17 protein-coding genes are annotated in these 23,036 nt (G+C 67.4%); 9 read left to right on the forward strand and 8 right to left on the reverse strand.

The genetic code is table 11. The annotated features are described in order from the left end of the window. Positions 1 to 6 precede the first annotated feature (6 nt). Genes nirB through cobA form a run of 4 tightly spaced genes read left to right on the forward strand, consistent with a single transcriptional unit; the run spans position 7 to position 6,342 of the window. Positions 7 to 2,472 (forward strand): nitrite reductase large subunit NirB, encoded by a 2,466-nt coding sequence (gene nirB / locus J2728_RS07920; protein ID WP_309998103.1) that lies wholly within the window; start codon positions 7 to 9, stop codon positions 2,470 to 2,472. After that, positions 2,469 to 2,834 (forward strand): nitrite reductase small subunit NirD, encoded by a 366-nt coding sequence (nirD, locus tag J2728_RS07925; RefSeq protein ID WP_309998105.1) that lies wholly within the window; start codon positions 2,469 to 2,471, stop codon positions 2,832 to 2,834. Before nirB ends, nirD begins: the two co-directional genes overlap by 4 nt. Positions 2,835 to 2,837: 3 nt before the next feature. After that, positions 2,838 to 5,516 carry a molybdopterin-dependent oxidoreductase gene (locus J2728_RS07930; RefSeq protein WP_309998107.1) on the forward strand — a complete coding sequence of 893 codons (2,679 nt, stop codon included), beginning with the start codon at positions 2,838 to 2,840 and terminating at the stop codon, positions 5,514 to 5,516. Next, the gene (cobA, locus tag J2728_RS07935; protein WP_309998108.1) at positions 5,506 to 6,342 is read left to right on the forward strand and encodes a uroporphyrinogen-III C-methyltransferase; all 837 of its coding nucleotides are present in this window, start codon (positions 5,506 to 5,508) and stop codon (positions 6,340 to 6,342) included. The genes J2728_RS07930 and cobA overlap by 11 nt, the downstream gene beginning before the upstream one ends. Here cobA and J2728_RS07940 read toward each other — a convergent pair. The 6 genes from J2728_RS07940 to J2728_RS07965 form a co-directional block, all read right to left on the reverse strand. Further along, positions 6,339 to 6,794: a chemotaxis protein CheW gene (locus tag J2728_RS07940; RefSeq protein WP_309998111.1), complete on the reverse strand. Its 456-nt coding sequence runs from the start codon at positions 6,792 to 6,794 to the stop codon at positions 6,339 to 6,341. The two genes, cobA and J2728_RS07940, sit on opposite strands and share 4 nt — an antisense overlap. Then, a complete protein-coding gene (locus J2728_RS07945; protein ID WP_309998112.1) occupies positions 6,794 to 8,590 on the reverse strand; it encodes a methyl-accepting chemotaxis protein in 1,797 nt (598 codons plus the stop codon). Before J2728_RS07945 ends, J2728_RS07940 begins: the two co-directional genes overlap by 1 nt. Before the next feature lie 598 nt (positions 8,591 to 9,188). Beyond that, complete coding sequence (locus tag J2728_RS07950) at positions 9,189 to 10,382, reverse strand: benzoate/H(+) symporter BenE family transporter (RefSeq protein WP_309998113.1); 1,194 nt, start codon at positions 10,380 to 10,382, stop codon at positions 9,189 to 9,191. A 114-nt stretch (positions 10,383 to 10,496) separates the two neighbouring features. Further along, positions 10,497 to 11,291: an alpha/beta fold hydrolase gene (locus J2728_RS07955; protein WP_309998116.1), complete on the reverse strand. Its 795-nt coding sequence runs from the start codon at positions 11,289 to 11,291 to the stop codon at positions 10,497 to 10,499. Between the two features lie 203 nt (positions 11,292 to 11,494). Beyond that, a complete protein-coding gene (locus J2728_RS07960) occupies positions 11,495 to 12,271 on the reverse strand; it encodes an SDR family oxidoreductase (protein WP_309998117.1) in 777 nt (258 codons plus the stop codon). Beyond that, positions 12,268 to 12,597 carry a nuclear transport factor 2 family protein gene (locus J2728_RS07965; RefSeq protein WP_309998119.1) on the reverse strand — a complete coding sequence of 110 codons (330 nt, stop codon included), beginning with the start codon at positions 12,595 to 12,597 and terminating at the stop codon, positions 12,268 to 12,270. Before J2728_RS07965 ends, J2728_RS07960 begins: the two co-directional genes overlap by 4 nt. Positions 12,598 to 12,659: 62 nt before the next feature. Between J2728_RS07965 and J2728_RS07970 the strand changes: the two genes are divergently transcribed. The 4 genes from J2728_RS07970 to J2728_RS07985 all read left to right on the forward strand — a co-directional run bounded on the left by J2728_RS07970 (position 12,660) and on the right by J2728_RS07985 (position 18,001). Then, on the forward strand, positions 12,660 to 13,652 hold the full coding sequence (locus J2728_RS07970) for a LysR substrate-binding domain-containing protein (protein WP_309998121.1): 993 nt from the start codon (positions 12,660 to 12,662) through the stop codon (positions 13,650 to 13,652). A gap of 82 nt (positions 13,653 to 13,734) precedes the next feature. Beyond that, positions 13,735 to 14,163 (forward strand): hypothetical protein, encoded by a 429-nt coding sequence (locus J2728_RS07975; RefSeq protein WP_309998123.1) that lies wholly within the window; start codon positions 13,735 to 13,737, stop codon positions 14,161 to 14,163. 61 nt (positions 14,164 to 14,224) lie between these two features. Beyond that, positions 14,225 to 16,528: a TonB-dependent receptor gene (locus J2728_RS07980; protein WP_309998125.1), complete on the forward strand. Its 2,304-nt coding sequence runs from the start codon at positions 14,225 to 14,227 to the stop codon at positions 16,526 to 16,528. Positions 16,529 to 16,540: 12 nt separating this feature from the next. Next, on the forward strand, positions 16,541 to 18,001 hold the full coding sequence (locus tag J2728_RS07985; protein ID WP_309998126.1) for a PepSY-associated TM helix domain-containing protein: 1,461 nt from the start codon (positions 16,541 to 16,543) through the stop codon (positions 17,999 to 18,001). Here the strand turns inward: J2728_RS07985 and J2728_RS07990 are convergent. Next, positions 17,898 to 19,193 (reverse strand): histidine-type phosphatase, encoded by a 1,296-nt coding sequence (locus J2728_RS07990; RefSeq protein ID WP_309998128.1) that lies wholly within the window; start codon positions 19,191 to 19,193, stop codon positions 17,898 to 17,900. The two genes, J2728_RS07985 and J2728_RS07990, sit on opposite strands and share 104 nt — an antisense overlap. 97 nt (positions 19,194 to 19,290) lie before the next feature. Further along, the gene (locus J2728_RS07995; RefSeq protein WP_309998129.1) at positions 19,291 to 22,095 is read right to left on the reverse strand and encodes a TonB-dependent receptor; all 2,805 of its coding nucleotides are present in this window, start codon (positions 22,093 to 22,095) and stop codon (positions 19,291 to 19,293) included. A 179-nt stretch (positions 22,096 to 22,274) separates the two neighbouring features. On the opposite strand from J2728_RS07995, the gene J2728_RS08000 reads away from it, so the two are divergent. Next, positions 22,275 to 23,036, forward strand: a complete 762-nt coding sequence (locus J2728_RS08000) for a DeoR/GlpR family DNA-binding transcription regulator (RefSeq protein ID WP_309998131.1) — start codon at positions 22,275 to 22,277, stop codon at positions 23,034 to 23,036.

The following is a 23,036-nucleotide window of genomic DNA, read 5'->3' on the forward strand; positions in this document are numbered from 1 at the left end:
AGACCCATGACGAAAGAACGTCTGGTCGTCATCGGCAACGGCATGGCCGGCTGCCGGGCGGTCGAGGAAGTGCTCAAGCGCGATCCCGCCCGCTACGACATCACCATCTTCGGCGCCGAGCCGCGGGTGAACTACAACCGGATCATGCTCTCGCCCGTGCTGGCGGGCGAGAAGACCTTCGACGACATCGTCATCAACGACGAGGCCTGGTACCGCGACAACGCCATCACCCTGCACGCCGGCCGCGCCGTTACGGCGGTCGACCTCGAAGGCCGCAAGATAGTCGCCGAGGGCGGCCTGGAAGTCGCCTATGACAAGCTGATCCTGGCCACGGGCTCGGACCCGTTCCGCCTGCCGCTGCCGGGCTCAGACCTGAAGGGCGTGGTCACCTTCCGCGACCTCGACGACGTCGAGGCGATGGTCGAGGCTTCCGGCAAGGCCGGCGCCCGCGCCGTGGTCATCGGCGGCGGCCTGCTGGGCCTCGAAGCCGCCTATGGCCTGGCCCGACGCGGCATGGGCGCCACGGTCGTCCACCTGATGGACGTGCTGATGGAGCGCCAGCTGGACGAGAGCGCCGGCTACCTGCTGCGCGAGGCGCTGGCCGAGCGCGGCGTCGAGACGGTGCTGGGCGCGCACTCCGAGGAGATTGTCGGACAGGACGGCAAGGTCGCTGGTCTCAAGCTCAAGGATGGCCGCGTCCTGGCGTGCGACCTGTTGGTCATGGCCGTGGGCATCCGCCCGAACGCCTCCCTGGCCAAGGTGGCTGGCCTGCAGGTCAATCGCGGGATCATCGTCGACGACGCCATGCGCGCCTCCGATCCGGCCGTGTTCGCCGTCGGCGAGTGCGTCGAGCATCGCGGGAACTGCTACGGCCTGGTCGCGCCCATCTGGGATATGTGCCGGGCCCTGGCCGAGGCGCTAACGGAGGGGCAGGGCGCCTATCAAGGCTCGGTCCTCTCGACGCGGTTGAAGGTCTCGGGCGTCGACGTCTTTTCGGCGGGCAAGTTCGCCGGCGGCGACGGTTGCGAGGACATCGTGTTCCGCGACGCCGCCCGCGGCGTCTACAAGCGGGTGGTCATCGAGGACGGCAAGGTCGCTGGCGCGGTCCTGTTCGGCGACGCGGCCGACGGCGGTTGGTATTTCGACCTGATGCGGGCGGGGACGGATGTCGCCGAGATCCGCGAGACCCTGATCTTCGGGCAAGCGATCACGGAGGGCCTCTCGGGCCTGGACCCTAGCGCAGCCGTTGCGGCCATGCCCGACACGCAGGAGATCTGCGGCTGCAACGGCGTCTGCAAGGGTACGATCACGGGGGCCATCACGGCCCAGGGCCTGACCACGCTGGACGACGTCCGCGCGGTGACCAAGGCCTCGGCCTCGTGCGGCTCGTGCACGCCGCTGGTCGAGCAGGTCCTCCGCCTCACCCTCGGCGACGGCTTCCAGGCCCAGACTGGCCCCAAGCCGATGTGCAAGTGCACGCATCGCCCGCATGGCGAGGTGCGCGAGGCGATCGTGGAGTACGAGCTGAAGTCCATGCCGGCCGTCTTTCAGGCGATGGAATGGGCAACGCCCGACGGCTGCGCTTCGTGCCGGCCAGCCCTGAACTACTACCTGCTGTGCGCCTGGCCGGGCGAGTACGTGGACGACAGCCAGTCGCGCTTCATCAACGAGCGTGTCCACGCCAACATCCAGAAGGACGGCACCTATTCGGTCGTGCCGCGCATGTGGGGCGGCATGACCAGCCCCGCTGAACTCCGCGCCATCGCCGACGTCGCCGACAAATACGCCATCCCGGCGGTCAAGGTGACAGGGGGGCAGCGCATCGACCTGCTGGGCGTCAGGAAGGACGACCTCCCGGCCGTATGGGCCGACCTCAACGCCGCCGGCATGGTCAGCGGCCACGCCTACGCCAAGGGGCTACGCACGGTGAAGACGTGCGTCGGCAGCGACTGGTGCCGGTTCGGCACCCAGGACTCCACGGGTCTGGGGATCAAGCTCGAGAAGTTCATGTGGGGCTCGTGGGCGCCGGCCAAGGTCAAGCTGGCCGTGTCGGGCTGTCCGCGTAACTGCGCGGAGTCGACCTGCAAGGACATCGGCGTGATCTGCGTCGACAGCGGCTACGAGATCCATGTCGGCGGCGCCGCGGGCCTGCACATCCAGGGAACCGAGGTGCTGACCAAGGTCGCCACCGAGGAAGAGACGATCCAGGTCATCGCCGCAGTCATGCAGATGTACCGCGAAGGTGGCTGGTACCTGGAGCGGATCTACAAGTGGATGGCTCGCATCGGGCTCGACACGATCCGAGCCACCACCGTGGACGACCTCGAGAGCCGCGCGGCGCTCTTCGCCCGCTTCGTGCGGTCGCAGGAGACCGCCCAGATCGACCCCTGGGCCGAGCGCGCCACCGGCGGCGTGGCGGCGGGCGAGTTCACGCCGATCGCGACCCTTCCGATGGAGATGGCGGCCGAATGACCCTGCAAGCCCACATCGATCCCGCCCGTCTTTGCGAAAATTGGCGCGACGTCGGCGCCGTGACCGACATCCCCGAGCGCGGCGCGCGTCGGGTGGCCACCACTCACGGCGACGTCGCGGTGTTCCGCACCGGCGACGGCCAGGTCTTCGCCCTGGTCGACCGCTGCCCGCACAAGCACGGCCCCTTGAGCCAGGGCATCATCCACGGCCATGCCGTGACCTGTCCGCTGCATAGCTGGGTCATCGACCTGGCCACCGGTCAGCCCACCGGCGCCGACGCCGGAAAGGGCTGCACACCGGTCGTGCCAGTGCGCATCAAGGATGGCCGCGTCCTGCTGGCTCAGCCCGTGGCGGCGAGCTGATCGATGGCCGACGGCTCCAGCGCCCCGCGAACCGTCAAGACGACCTGCGCCTACTGCGGGGTCGGATGCGGCGTCGCGGGCGCGGTGGGAGCGGGGCGGTCGGTCTTGATCACCGGCGACGCGGCCCACCCGGCGAACCTGGGCCGGCTGTGCTCCAAGGGAGCGGCCCTCGGCGCCACCGTCGGCCTGGAAGGCCGGCTGCTGGAGCCGACGATCCACGGCAAGAGCGCGAGTTGGAACGAAGCCACCGCGTTGGTGGCGCGCCGTTTCAAGGAGACGATCGCCCGCCACGGTCCCGATAGCGTCGCGTTCTACGTCTCTGGCCAATTGCTAACCGAGGACTACTACGTCGCCAACAAGCTGATGAAGGGCTTCATCGGCTCGGGCAATATCGACACCAACAGCCGCCTCTGCATGGCCTCGGCCGTCGCCGCCCACAAGCAGGCCTTCGGCGCCGACCTCGTGCCCGGTTGCTACGAGGACCTGGATCTGGCGGATCTGGTCGTCTTCAGCGGCCACAACGCCGCCTGGACCCATCCGGTGCTCTTCCGCCGCATGGAGCAGGCGAGGGCGCGGGGCCAGAAGCACGTCGTCATCGACCCCCGCCGCACCGACACGGCCGAGGGCGCGGACCTGCATCTGGCCATCGCCCCGCAGAGCGACGTGCGTCTCTGGAACGGCCTGCTCGCCGACCTCATCCGGCGCGGCGCGATCGACCACGCGTACATCGCCGTCCACGTGAACGGCTTCGAGCAAGTCACCGCCGCGCTTGCGGAAAACGACCAGTCGGTCAGCGCGGTCGCCGCCGACTGCGGCGTCGCGATCGCGGATCTGCGGACCTTCTATGACCTGTTCGCCGCGAACGCGCGAACGGTCAGTCTTTTCTCCATGGGCGCCAACCAGTCCGCCCAGGGCGTGGCCAAGGGCCTCGCCATCATCAACGCCCACCTCGCCACCGGCCGGATCGGCAAGCCAGGCGCTTGCCCCTTCTCAATCACAGGCCAGCCCAACGCCATGGGCGGGCGCGAGACGGGCGGCATGGCCAACACCCTGGCCGGCCACATGGACTTCGCGCCCCAGGATCGCGACCGCGTCGCTCGTTTCTGGGGCGCGCCTGACACCGCCCGCGCGCCGGGGTTGAAGGCCGTCGAGATGTTCGAGGCCGTCAGGGACGGGCGGATCAAGGCGATCTGGGTGATGGCCACCAATCCGGCGGTCAGCCTGCCGGCCAGCGGCGCGGTTCGCGACGCCTTGGCCGCGTGCCCGTTCGTGGTGGTCTCGGACTGCGTCGAGACCGACACCACGGCCTTCGCCCACGTCAAGCTGCCGGCCCTGGCCTGGGGCGAGAAGGACGGCACGGTCACCAATTCCGAGCGCCGCATCTCACGCCAGCGCGCGCTGTTCCCGCCGCCGGGCCAGGCCCGCGCGGACTGGAAGATCATGGCCGACGTCGCCGGCGCGATGGGCTTCGACGGCTTTGGCTGGGCGAGCAACGCGGCGGTCTTCCGTGAATGGGCGCGCCTGACCGCCTATGAGAATCGCGATCGTTTTCTGAACCTCGCGGGCCTGTCGGCGCTGACGCCGGAAGCCTACGACGACCTCTCGCCAATCCGATGGCCCGTGCTGTCGGTCGGCGAGGGGACGCCTCGACTGTTCGCCGATGGACGTTTTCAAACGCCGGACGGCCGCGCCCGCATGGTTCCGGTCTCGCCGAAGGGGGCCGCCGAAGCGACCAGCGCGGCCTTCCCGATGTCGCTTAACACCGGCCGCATCCGCGACCAGTGGCATACCATGACCCGCACGGGACTGGCGCCGGACCTGTGTCGCCACGCGCCCGAGCCCTATGTCGAAATCCATCCGGACGACGCGGAGGTCTTGGGGCTGAACGACGGGGCCCTGGCCAGGGTGGCGACCGCGCGTGCCGAGGCTGTGGCCGTCGCCAAGGTCAGCGACCGTCAACGCCGCGGCTCGCTGTTCATGCCCATGCACTGGACCGACGCCTTCGCCCCGTCGGGGCGCGCCAACAGCCTGGTGGCGCCGATCGTCGATCCGACGTCGGGCCAGCCCGAGTTCAAGCACACGCCCGCTCGCGTGCGACCGTATCGCGAGACCTGGAAGGGCTTCTTCTTGAGTCGATCCGCCCTGATGTCCCCGCTGGGGGCGGATCTTGTCTGGCGGCGTATTCCCCAAGACGCCTGCCAGCGGCACGAGTTCGCCGGCCGGGGCGACGCGGACGAGCGCGACGCCCTTCGCAAGGCCTTGACCAAGAGGCTGGCCGGCGAACTCGTCACCTATGAGGACGCCGCGACCGGCGCTCGCCGGGAGGCCTGGGTCGAGCACGATCAGCTGGTCGCTGTTCTCTACATGACAACGACAGGCCGATTGCCGCCCCGCGACTGGTTGGTCGATCTGTTCCAGGCGGATCTGACGACCGAAGCGCGCTCGGCCCTGCTGTTCGGGCGTCCGCCAGGCGCGCAAGTCGACAAGGGACCGATGGTCTGCGCCTGCCTGAAGGTCGGCGCCAAGGTCGTCGCGGCCGCGATCGCCGCGGGCGCGGACACGGCCGACGCCGTCGGCGCGGCGACGGGGGCGGGGACCAACTGCGGATCCTGCCGTCCCGAAATCGCGCGCATGATCAAAGCCTTCCTCGTAACGCCCAAGGAGCCCGTCCATGCTGGTTGAAAGCAAACTCGGCAAGGTGCTGCTGGTCGGCGCCGGCCCAGGCCCGGTGGATCTCATGACGGTGCGCGCCATGCGCGCGGTCGAGAGCGCGGGAGCCTTGCTCTACGACGCCCTGTGCTCCGAAGAGGCCGTCGCGCTGGCGCCGCCGGGCTGTGTCCGGATCCAGACCGGCAAGCGCGCCGGCAAGCCCAGCATGAAGCAGGATGAGATCAATCGCCTGATGCTGCGCCTGGCGCGTCGAGGTCTGCGTGTCGTGCGCCTGAAGGGCGGGGACCCGTCGATCTTTGGCCGCGTGGGAGAGGAGATGGCGTTCCTGAACCGCTTCGGCGTCGAGACCGAGGTGGTGCCGGGCGTCACCGCCGCCTGCGCGGCGGCCGCCCAGTTTGGCTTCCCGCTCACTCATCGCGGCGAAGCGCGGCGCGTCGTCTTCACCACGGCGCGCGTCGAGGACGGCGCCATGGCGGGCGACTGGCGGATGGGCGGTGATCCGGAGGCGACGGTGGCGGTCTATATGGGCGCCGAAGCCGCGCCGACTCTTGCTCGGGCGCTGATGGCCGAAGGACGGTCCGCCAGCACGCCCGTGGCGGCCATCGAGAACGCTGGCGCGGCGTATGCGCGGCTGACGCGGATGACCTTGGCCGATCTCGGCGCCGCTCCGCTTCGGACGGGAGGCGGGCCGCTGCTGATCGTCGTGGGCGAGGTCGCCGCGTCAGCGACCGCTCAATCACGGCGCCACGCCGAACGGTGCTTCCGCCATGACGCAACTCGGCGATATCCCATGGCCGCGGCGCCCGGCCAGCCAATGGGCGTTACGCGCGCATCCTAGGCGGCCAGCGCGACGCCGCCGGGCATCAACGCGCCGACCACCAGGCGGCTGAGCATCCGCCCGTCGAGCGGAATGATCGCGTCTATGAACATATCGACGGTCGCGTCCATCACCGGTGGGGATTGTAGACACTCGGAATCGACCATGAAGGTCTCTTGAACCGCGTCGACGAGCAGGCCGACCATCTGGTCGTTGAGCTGGACGACGACGATGACATTTCGCGACGAAGGTTCCGTGCGGCCAAGGCCCAGGCGGTTTCGCAGGTCGAGCACCGCCATCACCACCCCCCGCAGATTGATGACGCCGCGAATGTACTCCGGCATCTGGGGCATGGGCATGGCGGGGGTCCACCCGCGAATTTCCCTCACGACACTGATGTCGATACAAAACTCCTGGCCGCCGATCTCAAAGGAAATCAGCTCCAACTGGCCGGCGGTCGAGGGCTCGGTCATCAGAACTCTTCCCAGTTTTCGGTTTTAAGGGCGGCGTTGGCCGCGGCGCCCGGGCGGGCGCCGGCGAAGGCCCTGATCTTTTGCTGCGCCGCGTGGACGGGCGACCTGGGCGGGGCGCTCGCGGCGCGGGACGGCGCGGCCGCCGCGCTATCGCCATACTGGAACTTCCCGATCAGGTCGGTCAGGGACTGGGTCTCCTCGCGAAGCGAGTGAGCGGCGGCGGTGGCCTGCTCGACCATGGCCGCGTTCTGCTGAGTGACCTGATCCATCTGATTGACCGCGGCGTTGACCTCGTTGAGCCCGGTCGCCTGCTCGCGCGATGAGGTGGCGATCTCCGAGATGAGGCTGTCGATCTGCGCGACCTTCTCGACGATCAGACCCAAGGCCTGCCCCGTGTCGCCCACCAGCTTCACGCCGCGGCCGACCTGGGCGGTGCTGCTGGCGATCAGCGCCTTGATTTCCTTGGCGGCGTCAGCGCTGCGCTGGGCCAGGGCCCGCACTTCCTGGGCCACGACCGCGAAGCCTCGGCCCGCCTCGCCGGCGCGCGCGGCCTCGACCCCGGCGTTCAGGGCCAGAAGGTTGGTCTGGAAGGCGATCTCGTCGATCACCCCGATGATCTGGGTGATCTGTCCGGAGCTTTGCTCGATCTCACCCATCGCCGAAACCGCCTCGCGCATCACCGCGCCCGACTGTTCGACTTCATTTCGCGTGCTGGACGCGGCCGACGAGGCTTGCGCGGCGTTCTCGGCGGCGCGCTTGACGGTGGCGGTGATCTCGTCGAGGGCGGCGGCCGTCTCTTCCAGGCTCGCGGCCTGTTGTTCGGTGCGCTTGGACAGATCGTCCGACGAGCTTCTGATCTCGTCGGTTCCGGCGCGGATGGTCGTGGCCGTGCGCCCGACCAATTGCATCGTGCCCTGCAAGGTTTCCAAGGCCCGATTGAAATCCAGACGCAACTGGTCAAGTTCGGGGATGAAGGCTCGCTCGATCCGTTGTTCGAGATCGCCATGCGCCAGCGCCGTCAGGGCCGCGCCGATTTCATTGACCGCCTCGACCCGCTTGGTGACGTCGGTGGCGAACTTGACGATCTTCACGACCCTGCCGTTCTCATCGAGGATCGGATTGTAAGAGCCTTGGATCGTGACGATCTGGCCGCCCTTGCCCATACGCGTGAACTCGGCGGCTTTATATTCGCCTCGGACGAGGCTGGCCCAGAAGTCGGCGTAGTCCTGGCTGTCGCGATAGGTCGGCTCGGTGAACATGCTGTGTTTGCGGCCAACGACCTCGTCCAGGGTATAGCCCATGGTCTTGAGGAAGTTTTCGTTGGCGTTGACGATCGTGCCGTCCACCTTGAACTCGATCATCGCCTGGGATCGGCTGATCGCGGCGATCTGGGCGGTGTAGTCCATGTTGAGCAGGCGTTCCTTGGCGTTGGCCCACTCGACCACGAAGCCTGTCGTCTTGCCGCTCTCGCGCAAGGGCGTCACCAGCAGATCGAACGCCAGCTTACCCACGCGGATCGTGGCGCTATGGGGCTTGGTCAGCTTGGCCAGCATATCGCGCTGGTGGGACGGGTTCTTGTGGAACACGTCGATATTGCTGCCGACCAGCTTGGCGACACTGAAGTTTGGTAGTTCCGCGCGAATGTCAGCCTCGCTCTCCTCCAGGAGAGCTCGCACGGCGCTGTTCATATAGGTGATGTTCAGCTTGGCGTCGGCGACCATGACATTGGCCCGCAGCGCTTCAAGGACTTGAGCGCGGTCGATGGCGCTTCCAGCTTTCGCAAATCTCTTCAGCATCAAATCCATCCCGCCGATCTTCCTCGTGGCGCGCAACTCTAAGTTTACATGCCCGAGACGTGTCCATCCCATAATGCGTTCCAAGTTAAACGACGCCGGTTAAGGGGACATTTCGGGCGCGCACCTGGACGCGTCGTGCGTTGTTTTGACGCGGATGCTGGAGTTAATTATAATATATTCAAATATTTCGTAATTTGCTCGCCGTATATATTGAATTCAATCGAGCGGAGTGGTCGCTTGGGGGATATTCGAGGCGATTCGAGCAAGCAGAGCCTTGTGTAAGACCGGCCGCCGTGCGCCCGTCATCCTGTCGTCTTAACGTTACTCTTTAGTCTCCAAAGTATCGGCGCGGATCGACACCTCGCCATCGAGGCCGAGGACGCTTTAGCGATGCCGCGAAGTCGCCGAACACGTCCACCATTTCCCAGGCGATCATCTCGCCTAAGGGGGGGGGCCTCTCCCCCGAGGGTTGGGCGTCCGCCGTCACGCGGGCGGTCGATCTAGGCGTCGGGCCGGCGGGCCGGTTTCTCATGGCCGCCCCGCGGGAGGCCAGGTTCAGGCTTTTGGGTTTCAACCGCAACCGACGCGCCCGTGGGGCCTAGGTCGGGTTTGCTTGATCCGCCCGCGCGCGGCGACGTACGAGCGCGCGAGCGCCCAGGGCGAGGAAGCCCGCCGCCAGGCCCCAGAACGCCGAACCGACGCCTAGCAGCGTCAACCCCGAGGCCGTGGCCAGAAAGGTGACGATCGCCGGATCGCGGTCGCCCGTTGGCGCCAACATTGACTCGAGCGCGCCCAGCAGGGCCGGGATCAGGGCCAGCCCGGTCAAGGCCGCGATCACGGTGTGCGGCAGCCCCAGGAAGACGCCGACCAGGAACGGAGAGAACAGCGCCAGCAGCAGATAGCAGCCCGCGTAAATCACGCCGACCACCCATCGTTTCGCCGCGTCTGGGTGGGCTTCCGGATTGGTGCAGATGGCCGCGGTGATGGCCGCCAAGTTCACGCCATGAGCGCCAAACGGCGCCGCCAGCAAGGACGCCAGGCCAACTCCGGCGAGCAGCGGGCGGGGCGGCGGGCGATAGCCGGCCGTGCGCAACACCACCAGGCCGGGCAGGTTCTGAGAGACCAAGGTGACCAGGAAGAGCGGCAAGGCCAGACTGACGATCGCCGCGGGCTGAAAGAGGGGCGCCTGCGGCGCCAGCATCCCCAGGACGTGGCCCGAGGACGGCAAGGAGAGGCCTCCGCGCACCAGCGTCAGCGCCACCCCGGCCGTCAGGGCCAGAAGCATCGCATAGAGCGGCGCGCGCTGCCGGGCAGCGAGGAAGACCGCCAGAATCACGCCGACCAGAAGGGGATCGATGGCCGCCGTGCGAAAAAGGGTCAGGCAGAACGGCAGCAGGACGCCGGCCAGCATGGCCGAGGCGACGGCGCTCGGAATCCTCTCGGCCAGTCGACCCAGGACCGGAACCAGGCCGAGCACGATCGCCAGCACGGCCGAGATCACGAAAACGCCAACCGCAACGGGCCATGAGAGCTGAGCGGTGGTCCCCGCCAGCAGGGCCGCGCCCGGCGTCGACCAGGCGAGCACGACGGGCATCCGCAGCCCGACCGACAGCGCGCCGCCGGCGAGGCCGATCGCGAGGCAGAGGGCGGTGACGGCCGAGCCGGTCTCTTCAGGGCTGGCGCCCATGACCTTCATGGCCTGGACGACCAGCGCCACCGTGCCGCCAAAGCCAATGAGGGCGGCGATCAGGGCGGCGGACCAGGCGGTGACGGGGGGCGTTTTGAAGGTCATGAAGCTTGTCGCATAGCAGGAGAGCGGCGGCGGCTTCCAGCCGCCATCGGCGAAGCCGCCGACGCGAGGGATGCGTCGGCGGCTGGCTCAACGGGCCTTGAGAGGACCTTGGCGCTACTTCGTCTTCTGGTCCGCGGTCGTGGCGGCCTTGTCGATGACGTTGGCGACGGCCTCGGGCTGGCTGAGGAAGACGACGTGGCTGCCCTTGATCTCGACGGTCTGGGCGCCGATGCGGGCGGCGGTCTTGCGCAGCAGCTTGGGATCGATCGCGCCGTCTTCGGTCGCGACGACGAACCAGCTGGGCTTCACGCGCCAGGCGGCCTTGGTGACCTTGTCGCCGAAGGCGGACATGGCGATCGGCACCTGGGAGTCGCGCATGAAGGCCGCGTCCGCGTCGCTGACGTCGCCGGCGAAGCCCGACTTGAACTTGGCCATGTTGACGAAGCCGAAGCCATCGGACTGCGCCTCGATGACGAAGCCGGGAGGGGCGGGGATCTCGGCGAACTGGTCGCCGGTCGACTCGCCGGTGTCGGGCGCCAGGGCGGCGACATAGACCAGGCCCGCGACCTTGGGGTCGTTGCCGGCCTCGGTGATGACCGTGCCGCCGTAGGAGTGGCCGACCAGGATCGTCGGCCCGTCCTGGCGGGCCAGGACGCGGCGGGTGGCGGCGACGTCGTCGGCGAGCGAGGTCAGGGGGTTCTGGACGACGCTGACCTTGTAGCCCTTGGCGGTCAGGCGGTCGTAGACCCCGCGCCAGCCCGAGCCGTCGGCGAAGGCGCCGTGGACCAGCACGACGTTGCGGATCGCCGGGGCGCGGGCGCCTCGCGAGGCGTCGGTCTGGGCGTGGGCGGCGCCGGCCAGGCCGGTCAGCGCGGCGGCGACGAGGATGTTGCGAGCTTGGCGGATCATCGGGTGTTTCCTTCGTAAAGCTGTTTGTTTCAGCGATATTTGTTATCGCAATAACTGTTGTGTAGCGACGGCTCGGCGGGTTGTCCAGATAAAACTTATCGCGATATGTATTTTTCCGCGGCGAGCGGGAGATCGCTATCCGAGACGGCCTTGGCTTGAAGGCGGCGACCTCGAAGCCCAGCCTGGATAGCGACCTCGGGCGGCTAGATGGTGGGGATCGTGCCGCCGTCGATGACGTACTCCGCGCCATGAATGGCCGAGGCGCGGTCCGACGCCAGGAAGGCGATCAGCTCCGCCACTTCCTCGGGCTTGGCCGGCCGGCCGAGCGGGATGCCGCCGAGGGCGTCGAGGATACTCTGCTTGGCCGCTTCGAGGCTCCCGCCCGTGCTGTCGGCGATCCGGCGCATCAGATCGTCGGCCGCTTCGGTATGAATCCATCCCGGAGATACGACGTTGACGCGCATGCCCTTGGGGCCGACCTCCTTGGACAGCGCCTTGCTATAGGTGGTGAGGGCGGCCTTGGCGGCGGCGTAGGCCGTGGTCGACTCCGGCAGCGGAAGTGTCCTCTGGATCGACGAGACGTGGACGACCGCGCCGCGGCCACGCGCGAGCATTTGTGGCAGCAGCGCTCGGTCGAGACGAACCGCGGTCATCAGGTTGAGGTCGAGTTCCGCGGTCCAGTGCGCGTCGTCGAGCGCGGCGAAGCCGCCGCCCGGGGAGGACGAACCGCCCAGGACGTGGATGAGGACATCGACGCCGCCGAGGCGTTCGATCGCCGCCTCGGCCAACCGCTCCGCGCCTTCCGGCCGCGTCAGGTCGACTTCCACGACAGAGGCGCCGGCGGGGGCGTTGGCGGCGCTGCGGGCGGCGGTCACGACGCTCGCGCCGCCTTGCAGCAGGCGTTCGACCGTCGCGCGCCCAGCGCCCTTGGTGCCGGCGGTGATCACGGCGCGAACGCCTTCGAATTCGGCCGGGCTCACGGCGTGATCTCCAGGTCGGCGATCTTGTCGTCCTCTAGGACGAAGAAGTAGCGCAGGTCCGTGGGGCTGCCGGGGAAGTCGCCGACCAGATGAGCGGTAACGACGATGCGGCCCTTGTCGACGACGATCCCGAACGGTTCGACGCTGTAGGTGTACTTCTTGGACGACTGCTCCTTCCATCGACGGATGGAGTCGCGCCCCACGTAGGTGTTGCGCTCGTCGCGGACGATCGCTCCGCCCGTGAAGCATTGGGCGGTGGCGTCGGCGTCCTTGCCTTTGTCGGCGTCGAAATAGCGGGAGATGGGGTGAGGCAACTTGAGGGTCATGACGGCTCCTTTCTTGGGGAAGGGGAGGGCGGCCCGGGCGCCGCTTTCCGTTGCGACGGGTCTTGGGCGCTGCCGATGAGCTCAATTTAGAGCTGGACCAGCATCCGGATAACCGGGACAAATCGGCATATGGTGTTGCGCTGGAGGGGATAATGGAGCGCCTCAAGCTCATCGAACTTGAAGCCGTCCTGGCGATCGCTCGCAAAGGGTCCTTCCGAGCGGGCGCGCTGGATCTGGGCTTGTCGACAACCGCGTTGAGCAACACGGTCGCCAAGCTCGAACAACGACTTGGGGTGCGGGTGTTTCATCGCACGACCCGCAGCGTCTCGCTGACGGACGCGGGGCGAGCGTTCGTGGCGCAGCTACGTCCAGCGGTGCAGAGCATCCATGACGCGGTGGAGGCGGTGCGATCGCAACAGGAGACGCCGTCCGGCATGCTGCGCATCAACGCCTTTCCGAGCGCCGCGCGGGAAATCTTCGAGCCGTTGATTCTGGACTTCGCGCGCGACTATCCACGGGTGCACGTCGACCTGGTCACGGAGGGCAAGCTGGTCGATATCGTGGCGGACGGCTTCGATTTCGGCATTCGGCGCGCCGATCTGGTTCCGAGCGACATGATCGCTCTGCCTCTGGGTCCCTCTCGCGGTCACGCGGTCGTCGCCTCGCCCGACTACCTGGCCGAGCCGCCTCGCGTTCCAGCGGATCTGCTGCGCCATCCGTGCATTCGGGTTCGACTGCCCAACGGCGCGCTGCTTCGCTGGGGATTTGAAAAGGCGGGGGAAGTCGTCCAGCTCGATCCCGAGGGCCCCCTGACCCTCGATGAAACAAGTCTCGTGCGCGCCGCGGTCATGGGCGGCATGGGTATTGGCTATCTCATGGAAGCCGATGTCGCCGACGACATCGCCACGGGCCGAATGGTCCGATTCCTGGCGGATTGGACCCCGCCGATCGCACCGCTTTGCCTCTACTACTCAGGCCGCAGAAACGCCTCGGCCGCTTTCAGGGCGCTGGTTCAAGCCGCGCGTCGGTACGCTTCGCGTCAAACGGCGGCTTAGGGGCGGGCCGCGCGCTTTCACAGGGTCCAGACGGCTAGACAGCGTTGCCGGTTGGGCGTAGGGCGGCGTCATGGACCGGGGGATGTCAGGACTGACGCGGATGCTGGCCCGCTTCGGCGTGGCGCTGGCGATCTGCGCGATGGCCCTGAGGATCGCGATCCCCAGCGGCTACATGCTCGGCCAGCCCAGCGGCGTGAATGGTCTACCGGCGCTCGTGATCTGCTCGGGGCAGGGCGCGCTGGAGGTCAAGAACACCGCCAACCCCGCCCTGGACGACTTGCGGCGGATCATCGGTGATCAGGACAAGAAGGACGGGGAAAAGGGCGCGACCCAGCATGGGTGCGCCTTCGCCGGACATTCAGCGCCTGTCCACGCGCCGGTTCTCCAGAGCCTAGCCGCGCCGGCCTTCGCGCCGTTCGTCCAGACCGCTTCGACGCCGGTTCATCAACGTCCAGGTCTTGGCCTGGCCGCGCCCCCGCCGCCCAAGACAGGCCCCCCTTCGATCGTCTGACCCTCGATCCCGCTCGCCAATCGGCGGCGGCTCCTCACCGTCTGACGAATCGGAAACAAGAATGTCTGTCTCTAGCGGCGCCGCCTCCGCGCGCGCTCTCCTGGCCGCGCTCGCGGTCAGCCCCTTCGCGTCGCCCGCCTTCGCGCTGGCCGCCGATCCCGCCAATCCCGCCGATCCCAAATCGTCCGAAGTCGACCAGGTCCTGGTCGTGGGGCGAGGCGACAAGCCCGTTACCGTCGTGCCGCGCGGCCTCGCCGTTTCGCTGGGGCAGACCGAGTTCGAGGCGATCAACGCGGTCAATGTCGAAGACCTGATGAAGTACGCGCCCGATTTCTTCGTGCGCAAACGCTTCGCCGGCGACGACAACGCCGTGGTCGCCCTACGGGGCGCTAACACCGTCCAGAGCGCCCGCACCATCGTGCTGGTCGATGGTTTAGTGGTCTCCAACTTCCTGGGCAATCGCTACGACTATCCGCCCAAGTGGAACGTCGTCGGCCCGGCCGAGGTGCGCCAGTTCGACATCGTCTACGGGCCCTATTCGGCGCGCTACGGCGGCAATTCGATGGGCGGCGTGATCTCGGTCACGACGCGCGAGCCAGAGCCTGGCCGCGAGGTCTACGCCAACGCCCAGACCATGATCATGCCGTTCAAGGAATACGGCTATGACCAGACCTTCAAGGGCTACAGCGCCGAGGGGGGCGTCTCCTACAAGCAGGAGGACGGGCCGTGGAGCGTGCGCGGCGGCTTCCGGCATTTCGAGAACACCGGCCAGTCCATGACCTACAACCTGTTGTCGGCGACGACCGGGACGGGGACGGCGGTGACCGGCGCCTATAGCGATAGCCGCTTGGCCACGCCGGTGTTTGGCGGGGCCTCGCCGGTGCATGTGATCCAGGACCAGCTTCGCCTGCGCGTCGGCTATGCCGCGGCCAATGGCTGGGACATCCAGGTCTTGGGCTTGGCCTGGAAAACCAACCAGGACCTGACTAATCCGCGCGGCTGGCTGGTCGATGCGTCGGGCAAGCCAGTCTATCAGGGCAAGGTCACCTATGCCGGCAAGACCTGGAACGCCACGGGCCTGACCTTTTCCGAGACCGACCGCACCGAATATCTGGCCGGGCTGAAGCTGGACGGTCCGCTGGCGGGCTGGAAGGCGTCGTTCAATCTGTCGCGCTACTGGATTCCCGACCAAGACTCGCGCACCTCCAACGACTACGCCACCGGCGCGTCCAATGGCGCCGGCACGCAAAGCCGCCAGACCAAGCCCGGCTGGTGGACAGGCGACGCCACCTTCGATCGCGCGTTCGGCAAGCACGAGATCGGCCTTGGCCTGAACGCCAACCTCTACGAGGCGGGGACCGACACCTACGCCACCACCCACTGGCACACCGCGACCGCGCCGGTCTATTCGACCTCGACCTACGGCAAGACCAGCCTGTGGGGCGTCTGGGCCGAGGACGCCTATGACCTGGACGGCAACTTCGTCCTGACCGGCGGCCTGCGTTTCGACAGCTGGCGCGCCTTCGACGGCGGTATCGGCAAGCGAGTCTCGGGCGCGCGGGTCGACAGCCGCTATCCGGAACGCGACGAGACCTCGGTCAGTCCGAAGCTCTCGCTGCAAGGTCGGATTCCGGGCGACTTCGAGCTGCAGGTCAGCCTCGGGACCGCCAAGCGCTTTCCGACCGTCGGCGAGCTGTTCCAGGGGCGGTTCGACGACATCACCCGCCAGATCGATCCCACCAGCTACGACCCGAACCTGAAGTCTGAAAAGTCCACGGACGCCAGCGTCATTCTGCGCCGCAAGTTCGGGAAGGTCCGGTCGACCACCAGCCTGTTCTACCAGGACATCGACGACGCGATCTTCAGCTTCAGCGGCCTGAACCAGTACGGAACCGTCATCACCTCCTACAAGAACGTCGACAAGGTCCGGCAGTATGGCCTGGAGCTGATCCTCGAGGCCTCGGACGTCTTGATCCCTGGCCTGGACATCGACGCCAACGTGACGCGGATCGACGCCAAGACGATCAGGAACCGCGCCAACACCGCCGCCGAGGGCGTGAAGTTCCCGCGCATTCCCGATTGGCGCTCCAGCGGCAATGTCCGCTATCGCATCAGCGACAGCCTGAAGGCCTCGCTAGGGTGGCGCTACGCCTCGCGCCCGAACTCCGACCTGTTCGGCTTGGTGCGTGGCGACGCGTACGGCTTCCAGACCGAGTACTTCACGGTCGATGCGCGGGTGTCTTGGAACGTGACCAAGAAGGCCCAGCTCAGCGTCGGGATCGACAACCTGTTCAACGATCAGGCCTACGTCTCGCACCCGCTGCCCCAGCGGACCTTCGTCTTCGACATCAAGACCAAGTGGTAGGAGCCTGATCTCATGACCGCCTCCAGCCCGGCCCTGATCAAGGCCCGCCAAACGATCTTCGACTATCGCGCCATCTGGCGCTGGCACTTCTATGCCGGCCTTTTTTGCGCGCCGTTCGTCATCATCCTGGCGATCACCGGTTCGATCTATCTGTTCAAGCCCCAGGTCGAGGCTTGGCTGGATCGCCCCTATGATCACCTGACGCTGACCGGGAGACCGGTCAGCGCCCAGGCGCAGGTCGACGCCGCCCTCAAGGCCGTGCCGGGCTCGCGTCTGCGCAGCTATGAGGTGCGGCGCGAGGCCGATGACGCCGCCCGCGTCGTGGTGGGCAAGCAGGGCGAGAACATTCTCGTCTACGTGCATCCCGAGACCCTGCGGATCCTCAAGGTGATCAACCAAGAGGATCGCCTGATGCAGATCGACAAGACCATCCATGGCGAACTGCTGATGGGCGACAATGGCTCGATCCTGGTCGAGCTGGCCGCTTGCTGGGCCATCGTCATGGTGGTGACGGGCCTTTATCTTTGGTGGCCGCGCCAGGCCCAGGGGCTGGGTGGGGTGCTTTATCCGCGCTTGGGTCGGGGCTCGAAGCTGTTCTGGCGCGACCTGCACGCGGTCACCGGCGTATGGATCTCAAGCTTGGCGCTGTTCCTGCTGCTGACCGGTCTGCCCTGGGCCAAGGTCTGGGGCGACGGCTTCAAGGAGGTCCGCGAGCTGACCGGCACGGCGGTCGCCAAGCAGGACTGGTCGACGGGCCGGGCCGGCGAGAAGGCCGAGGCCAAGGCGATGGACGCCTCGGGCGGCGCCGACGAGCACGCCGGCCACGGGATGGGGATGGACATGGCCGGCATGGAGATGTCGGGGATGGATATGGCCGCCGCGCCCTCGGATGCCAGACCGCTGCTGGACCGCATGGTCGCCACGGTCCATCCGCTGGACCTGCCGCCGCCGGTGCTGATCACCCCGCCTTCCAAGAAGAAGGGTTTCAACGCCTCGCCCGATTGGACCGCCCGTTCCGACACCCCCAATCGCCCCCAGCGCGTGACCCTGACGCTCGATCCGGAAACCGCCCGGGTGATACGAACCGAGGGCTTTAGCGGCCGCCACCCGATCGACCAGGTGATCGGCTACGGCATCGCCGCCCATGAAGGCCAGCTGTTTGGCCTGGCCAACCAGCTTCTGGGCGTCCTCACCGCCATCGGCTTGATCACGCTCAGCATCAGCGGCCTGGTCATCTGGTGGCGTCGCCGACCGCGGGGCCAGCTGGGGGCGCCGCCCGCCTTGCCCGAAGGCCGCGTCGCGGCCGGTGTCGGTGTCTTGATCGTCGTGTTCGGCGTGCTGCTGCCGGTGCTGGGGATTTCAATGATCGCTATCGCGCTTCTGGAGCGCTTGGCGTTTCGTCATATCCCCGGTGTTCGCCATTGGCTGGGTCTGCGGTCAAGCGAACCGACGGCGGAGGCGCATCCGTACTGACCGCTTCGGAGAGGCGACGCTCGAACTCGTCCAGAGAGATAGCGTCGCCGCCTCGGCTCCAGGGGGCGATCACTGGCCTGGACACCAGCCGGCTTTCCAGCCGCAAGGCTTCCGGGGATTGGGTCTGGTAGCGGATCTGGATCCATCGGCGGCCAGCGTCGTCAACGAGGCGGAGCAGGACCAGGGAGCCGCCCGGAGGAACATCGCCGACGGCATAGCCCGGCGCGGCGAGGGGGACACCCAGCGCCGCCGCCAGCGCCGTGACGTTGGTGTCGTGCCCCATGAACACGTCGACGCCAGGCGCGGGGGAGGCGAGAGAGTCCAGCACGCGGCGCGCGAGCGGCCCGGCTTGTCGCGCGGTCATGTACGGCGGGCGCGTGAAGACGTCGAACAGCGCCGCGTGAAGCGCGCCCAGCCTCTTCAGCGACGCGGGCTCGATACCCCGCCAGCGCGACCCGCTCGGCGACACGCCTTCCACATACTGCAGCAGAAGGACTTGGGCCGTGCCGGAGGCGTCGCGGATCGGACCGGTCAGTTCGACGCCGCGTCCATCGGCGGAGGGCCTGACGCTGGACGGATGTTCTGGCTGGCAGCCTCGGGGCGCGCCGCAGTCCAGCACGCGGTCGAGTTCGTCGAGCTCGGGCTTGAGCCGCGCGGCCAGCTGATCAACGCCGCCGGTATAGGCGTTGATCGACGCGATGGCGGCGGGTGGATCGAAGGGCGCGACGCCGGCTCGAAGCGGCTCGAACAGCGGATCGACCTCTCCCGCCGCCCGATGGCCGATGGGCAGGTCGCAGCCGGGCGCGAGGCCCTCGGCGAAGGCTTCGCCACTGCTGATCGTGCGCTGGGCGGTGTTGGTCCAGATCCTGACCTGTCCGCGCGCGGGGCAGCCTCGCGCCGGCAAGACGCCGAGCTTGGCGAACCAGGTTCGGTCCGAACGGCCCAGGATCTGGAGCGCACGCGCGCCGCGCGGGGTCAGATGCTCGGCCGGAACCGGCCAGGTCGGCCAGGGATCGCGGGCGAGGGTGCCCTCGGGGGCTTCGCCGACGATAGGGGCGCGGACGCCGTGGCGCATGACGATGGCGACGCGCTCCACGCGCGGCGCGGCGGCCTCGGCGGCGCCCGCCCAGGCCGCCAAGGCGCAGGCGAGCAGGGCGGGGGCGAGGAGGCGCGGCGTTTTCAGGCTGGACACGTTCTTGTTCCTCTTGTGCGCCCGGCGCGAACGCAACGATGCGCTCCCCCGAGGGAGGAGCGCATCGCCGCTTCCGGACGCCGGGATTAAAGCGCCGCTAGAAGCTCTTCTTCAGCGTCAGCAGCGAGGTCCGGCCGGAGTCGACGACATCCGAAATGGCCAGGCTGTTTTTGCCGACGTGCGACCAGTAGGTGTAGTTCTTCAGCAGGTTGGCGACCGACAGGTCCAGCTTGAAGCCGTTGCCGAAGGCGTAGCCCACGTGCAGGTCGACGCCGCGCATCGGGCGGACCCAGAGATTGTCCCACTCGCCGGGCTGATCCAGCACGTCGTAGCCGGACACGTAGGCGCCCGAGTAGTGGTAGATCACGTCGAAGCTGAAGCCGCCCTTCTGGTAGAAGAGCTGGGCGTCGGCCAGCCAGTCGGGGGCGTTCTGAATGCGGTTGTCGACGCCGTCGCCCAGGTCGACGCTGGTCCATTGGCGGGTGACGTTCACGCCGGCGCCGAGGCCGCTCAGCAGGCCCGGCAAGTCCGAGAACTTCTGACGCAGCTGCAGTTCCAGGCCGTAGACGTCGCCGTCGCCGCCGTTGGTCGGCTGGCTGATCTTGGTCTTGCCCTCGGCGTAGGTGTCGGTGTTCACCGAGCTGGAGCCATTGTCGTACATGTAGTCCGACAGGTGCTTGTAGAAGCCGCCGAGCATGGCGTAGCCGCCCTTGCTGTTGCTCCACTCGCCCGACAGGTCGAGGTTGATCGCCTTGATCGGCTTCAGGTCGGGGTTGCCGCGCGAGATCGAGACGCTGCCGTCATCGCTGATCGAGCGGCGCTCGCCGCCCGCCAGCTGGATGAAGGCCGGGCGGGTGTACGAGGTCCAGACCGAGCCGCGATAGACGGTCGCGTCGCTGGGACGCCAGGTGACGAACACGCTGGGCAGCACCTCGTTGTATTCGGTGCTGCTCTTGCCCCACGAGCCGGTCTGTTCGCCGGCGCTGGTGGTCGGGATCGCCCAGTAGAGGTTGTCGATCTTGGTGTGCTCGTAGCGCAGACCGGGCGTGACCTCGACATCGCCGAACTGGTAGTTGGCCATCGCGTAGATCGAGGCGACCGCCTCGTCACCCTTCTGGGTGTTGCAGTTCCAGTTGTTGACTTCGTTCGAACCGCAGGTGTCGAACGAGGCGGCGGTTTTGTACTTGTAGAAGTACTCAAGCAGCTTGTCCTGGTTCACCTTGGGCGCGCGCCAGTCATATTCGCCCGGAAACACGTCGTCGTAGTAGCTGGTGGCGATGCCCAGGCTCTGCCAGGTCAGGCCGCCCTGGCCGATCAGGTTGGCGAAGTGGTCGTTGGTCCAGTCGCGGTTCGTCACGCGGCGGTGGCTGTCGACGTACTTGCCGCCCAGCTTGACCCATTGAAGGGCGCGGCCCTCGAAGACCCGCTTGGCGTCGAACTTGAAGCCGTACTTCTGCTGGCCGCTGTACTGCTCGGTCAGCTGCCCGGCGCGACGCGCCAGCAGCGCCGTGTTGGCGTTGTTCAGATCGTCGTAGATGGTGCTGGTGAACAGGGGGCGCGGCAGGTTGTTGGAGTAGCCCATCGACAGGCCGCCGAGGGGGCGGTTGGAGCCGCTGTTGTACTTGTCGCTCTGATTGATCCGCGCCGAAGCCTCGATGTGGTTCGGACGGTCGTTGTCGCCCTCGCTATAGAAGATCTGCGGCGACAGCGTCCAGGCGCCGAGCGTCTTGTCGAAACCCGCCTGCAGGGTCCCAAGGTCGGCCTCTTCCGGGTTGGTCTCGTACCAGACGCGGGTCGAGACCTGGTCGACGCTGAGGGCGTAGCGGCCGCTGCCGGCGACGGCTTCCTTGTAGCTTTTGTTGGTGCTGACGAACTGGGTGAGCGTGGAGTTCTGCTGGGTCTTGGCGCGGGCGTATGAGCCGCGCAGATAGACGTCCAGGGTCTCGTCGGGCCGCCAGTTGAGCGTGAAGTTGCCGCCCCAGCGCTCGGTGAAGCCGTTCGAAACGCCAACGTTTATCCCGGTTTGGGTGATGTTTTGCTCGGGATCGAGACCGGGATAGCTGACTCCAGCGGCGTTTCGGACCAGATAGCTCCAGCCGCCGTCGCTCTGGGCGGCCATCACGCCGGCCATCTCGCTGTTGGCGTAGTTGCGCTTGTCGTAGAAGGCGCTGGCGTAGACGCCGAAGCTCTGTTCCGGGCCAAACTTCTTGGCCAGCTCGGCCGACAGGCCGCCGCCCAGGCCTTGGTCGCCATAATCGCGGGCGCGGCTCTCGACGCGGCCCGAGGCCGTGATCGAGCCGGAGAAGTCGTCGCGGTAATCGAAGGCCGACGGCGTGCGGAAGTCGACCGTGCCCCCGATCGCGTCGCCGTCCATGTCGGCGGTCGAGGTCTTGTTCAGCACGATGGTGTGCAAGCCCGACGGCGGCAGCAGGCTCAGCTTGACCTGCCGGCTGTAGGGCATGCCCTGAGCCACGGTCACGCCGTTGATCATGTTGACGTTGAACTCGGCGTTCAGGCCGCGGATCGAGACGAACATGCCTTCGCCGCGCGAGGCGCCGTCGATGCCGCCGAAGAACGACGAGCCGGTGTTCATCACGTTGACGCTGGGCATCATGCCGAGCGCCTCGGCGACGTTGTGGACGGCCGTGTGCTCGAGGTCCTCCGCCGACAGCACGGCGATCGCGTTGGCCGCCCGCATCTGGGTCTTGGCCGCGTCATTGCGCTTGGCGACGATCACCAGGGAATCAATCGTGTCGGAGGGCTCGGTCGACGGCGCGACGGTCTCGGCGTGAACGCCGCCCGACCACGCCAGGCCGAAGACGCCCGCCAGAAGGGCGGCCTTGATCGACTTGCCCGCTTGCCCGCGCGGACGCTTCGCGCCTTCGCCATTCCACATATTCATGACCCACACCCCTGACTTGGTTCGCTGTTCGCGACGGCGCGGCTCATACGTGTCTGTTGAGACAGGGTTGTGACATTTATGCGGAATTTGTCAGTGTATCCACCGCCATCGCTCGACATCGCGCATTAAATCATCATAATTCCCACAGGTGGGGTGAGGGATGCCGGGGAGAAACGGCCATGCTCAGACGTCAGGACCGTCAGCGCGAAATCCTCCGCAAGCTCAAGCCTGGGGAAAGCCACGCCATCGGACGCCTGGCCCAGGAGCTGGAGGTCTCGGAAGAGACGATCCGGCGCGAACTGCGGGTGCTGGAAGCACGCGGCGCGGTGGTCTGGACGCACGGCGCCGTGCAGTTGGCGGCGGTCTCCAGCGAAGGGCCCCATGACCGACGCATGCAGGAAAACCTGGCCGAGAAGACCCGTATCGCGGCGGCGGCGGCGCCTTTCGTGCGTGACGGCGACACCCTCTTCATCGACGCCGGAACGACCGCCTGCTACGTGGCGCGGGCCCTGGCCGGCGCGCGCCGCGAGCTGAAGGTGATCACCAATTCGCTGGTCGTGGCCCAGACCCTGGGTGGGCGAGACGGCAACAGCCTGTTCCTGGCCGGCGGCGAGCTGGACTACGACTACAAGGCGTTCTCGGACCACGTGGCCCAGGCCTATGTCGCGCAGTTCACGCCGCACCTGGCCATACTGACGGTGGGGGGGATCCACGCCGATCACGGCCTCACCGACCGTCACGCGCGCGAGGCGGCGATGAGCCGGATCATCTACGAACGCGCCGATCGGGTCCTGCTCGCCGCCGATCACAGCAAGTTTGGGCGTCTGGGTCTGATCCGCACGGCTTCGCCCGACGAGGTCGACATCTTGGTGACCGATAAGCCGCTGGATGCGCCGTTCGCAGAAGCCTTCCGTCGCGCCACCGTCGTCATCGCGGCCTAA

Source organism: Caulobacter segnis, from assembly GCF_031454995.1.
GTDB classification, from domain to species: domain Bacteria; phylum Pseudomonadota; class Alphaproteobacteria; order Caulobacterales; family Caulobacteraceae; genus Caulobacter; species Caulobacter segnis_E.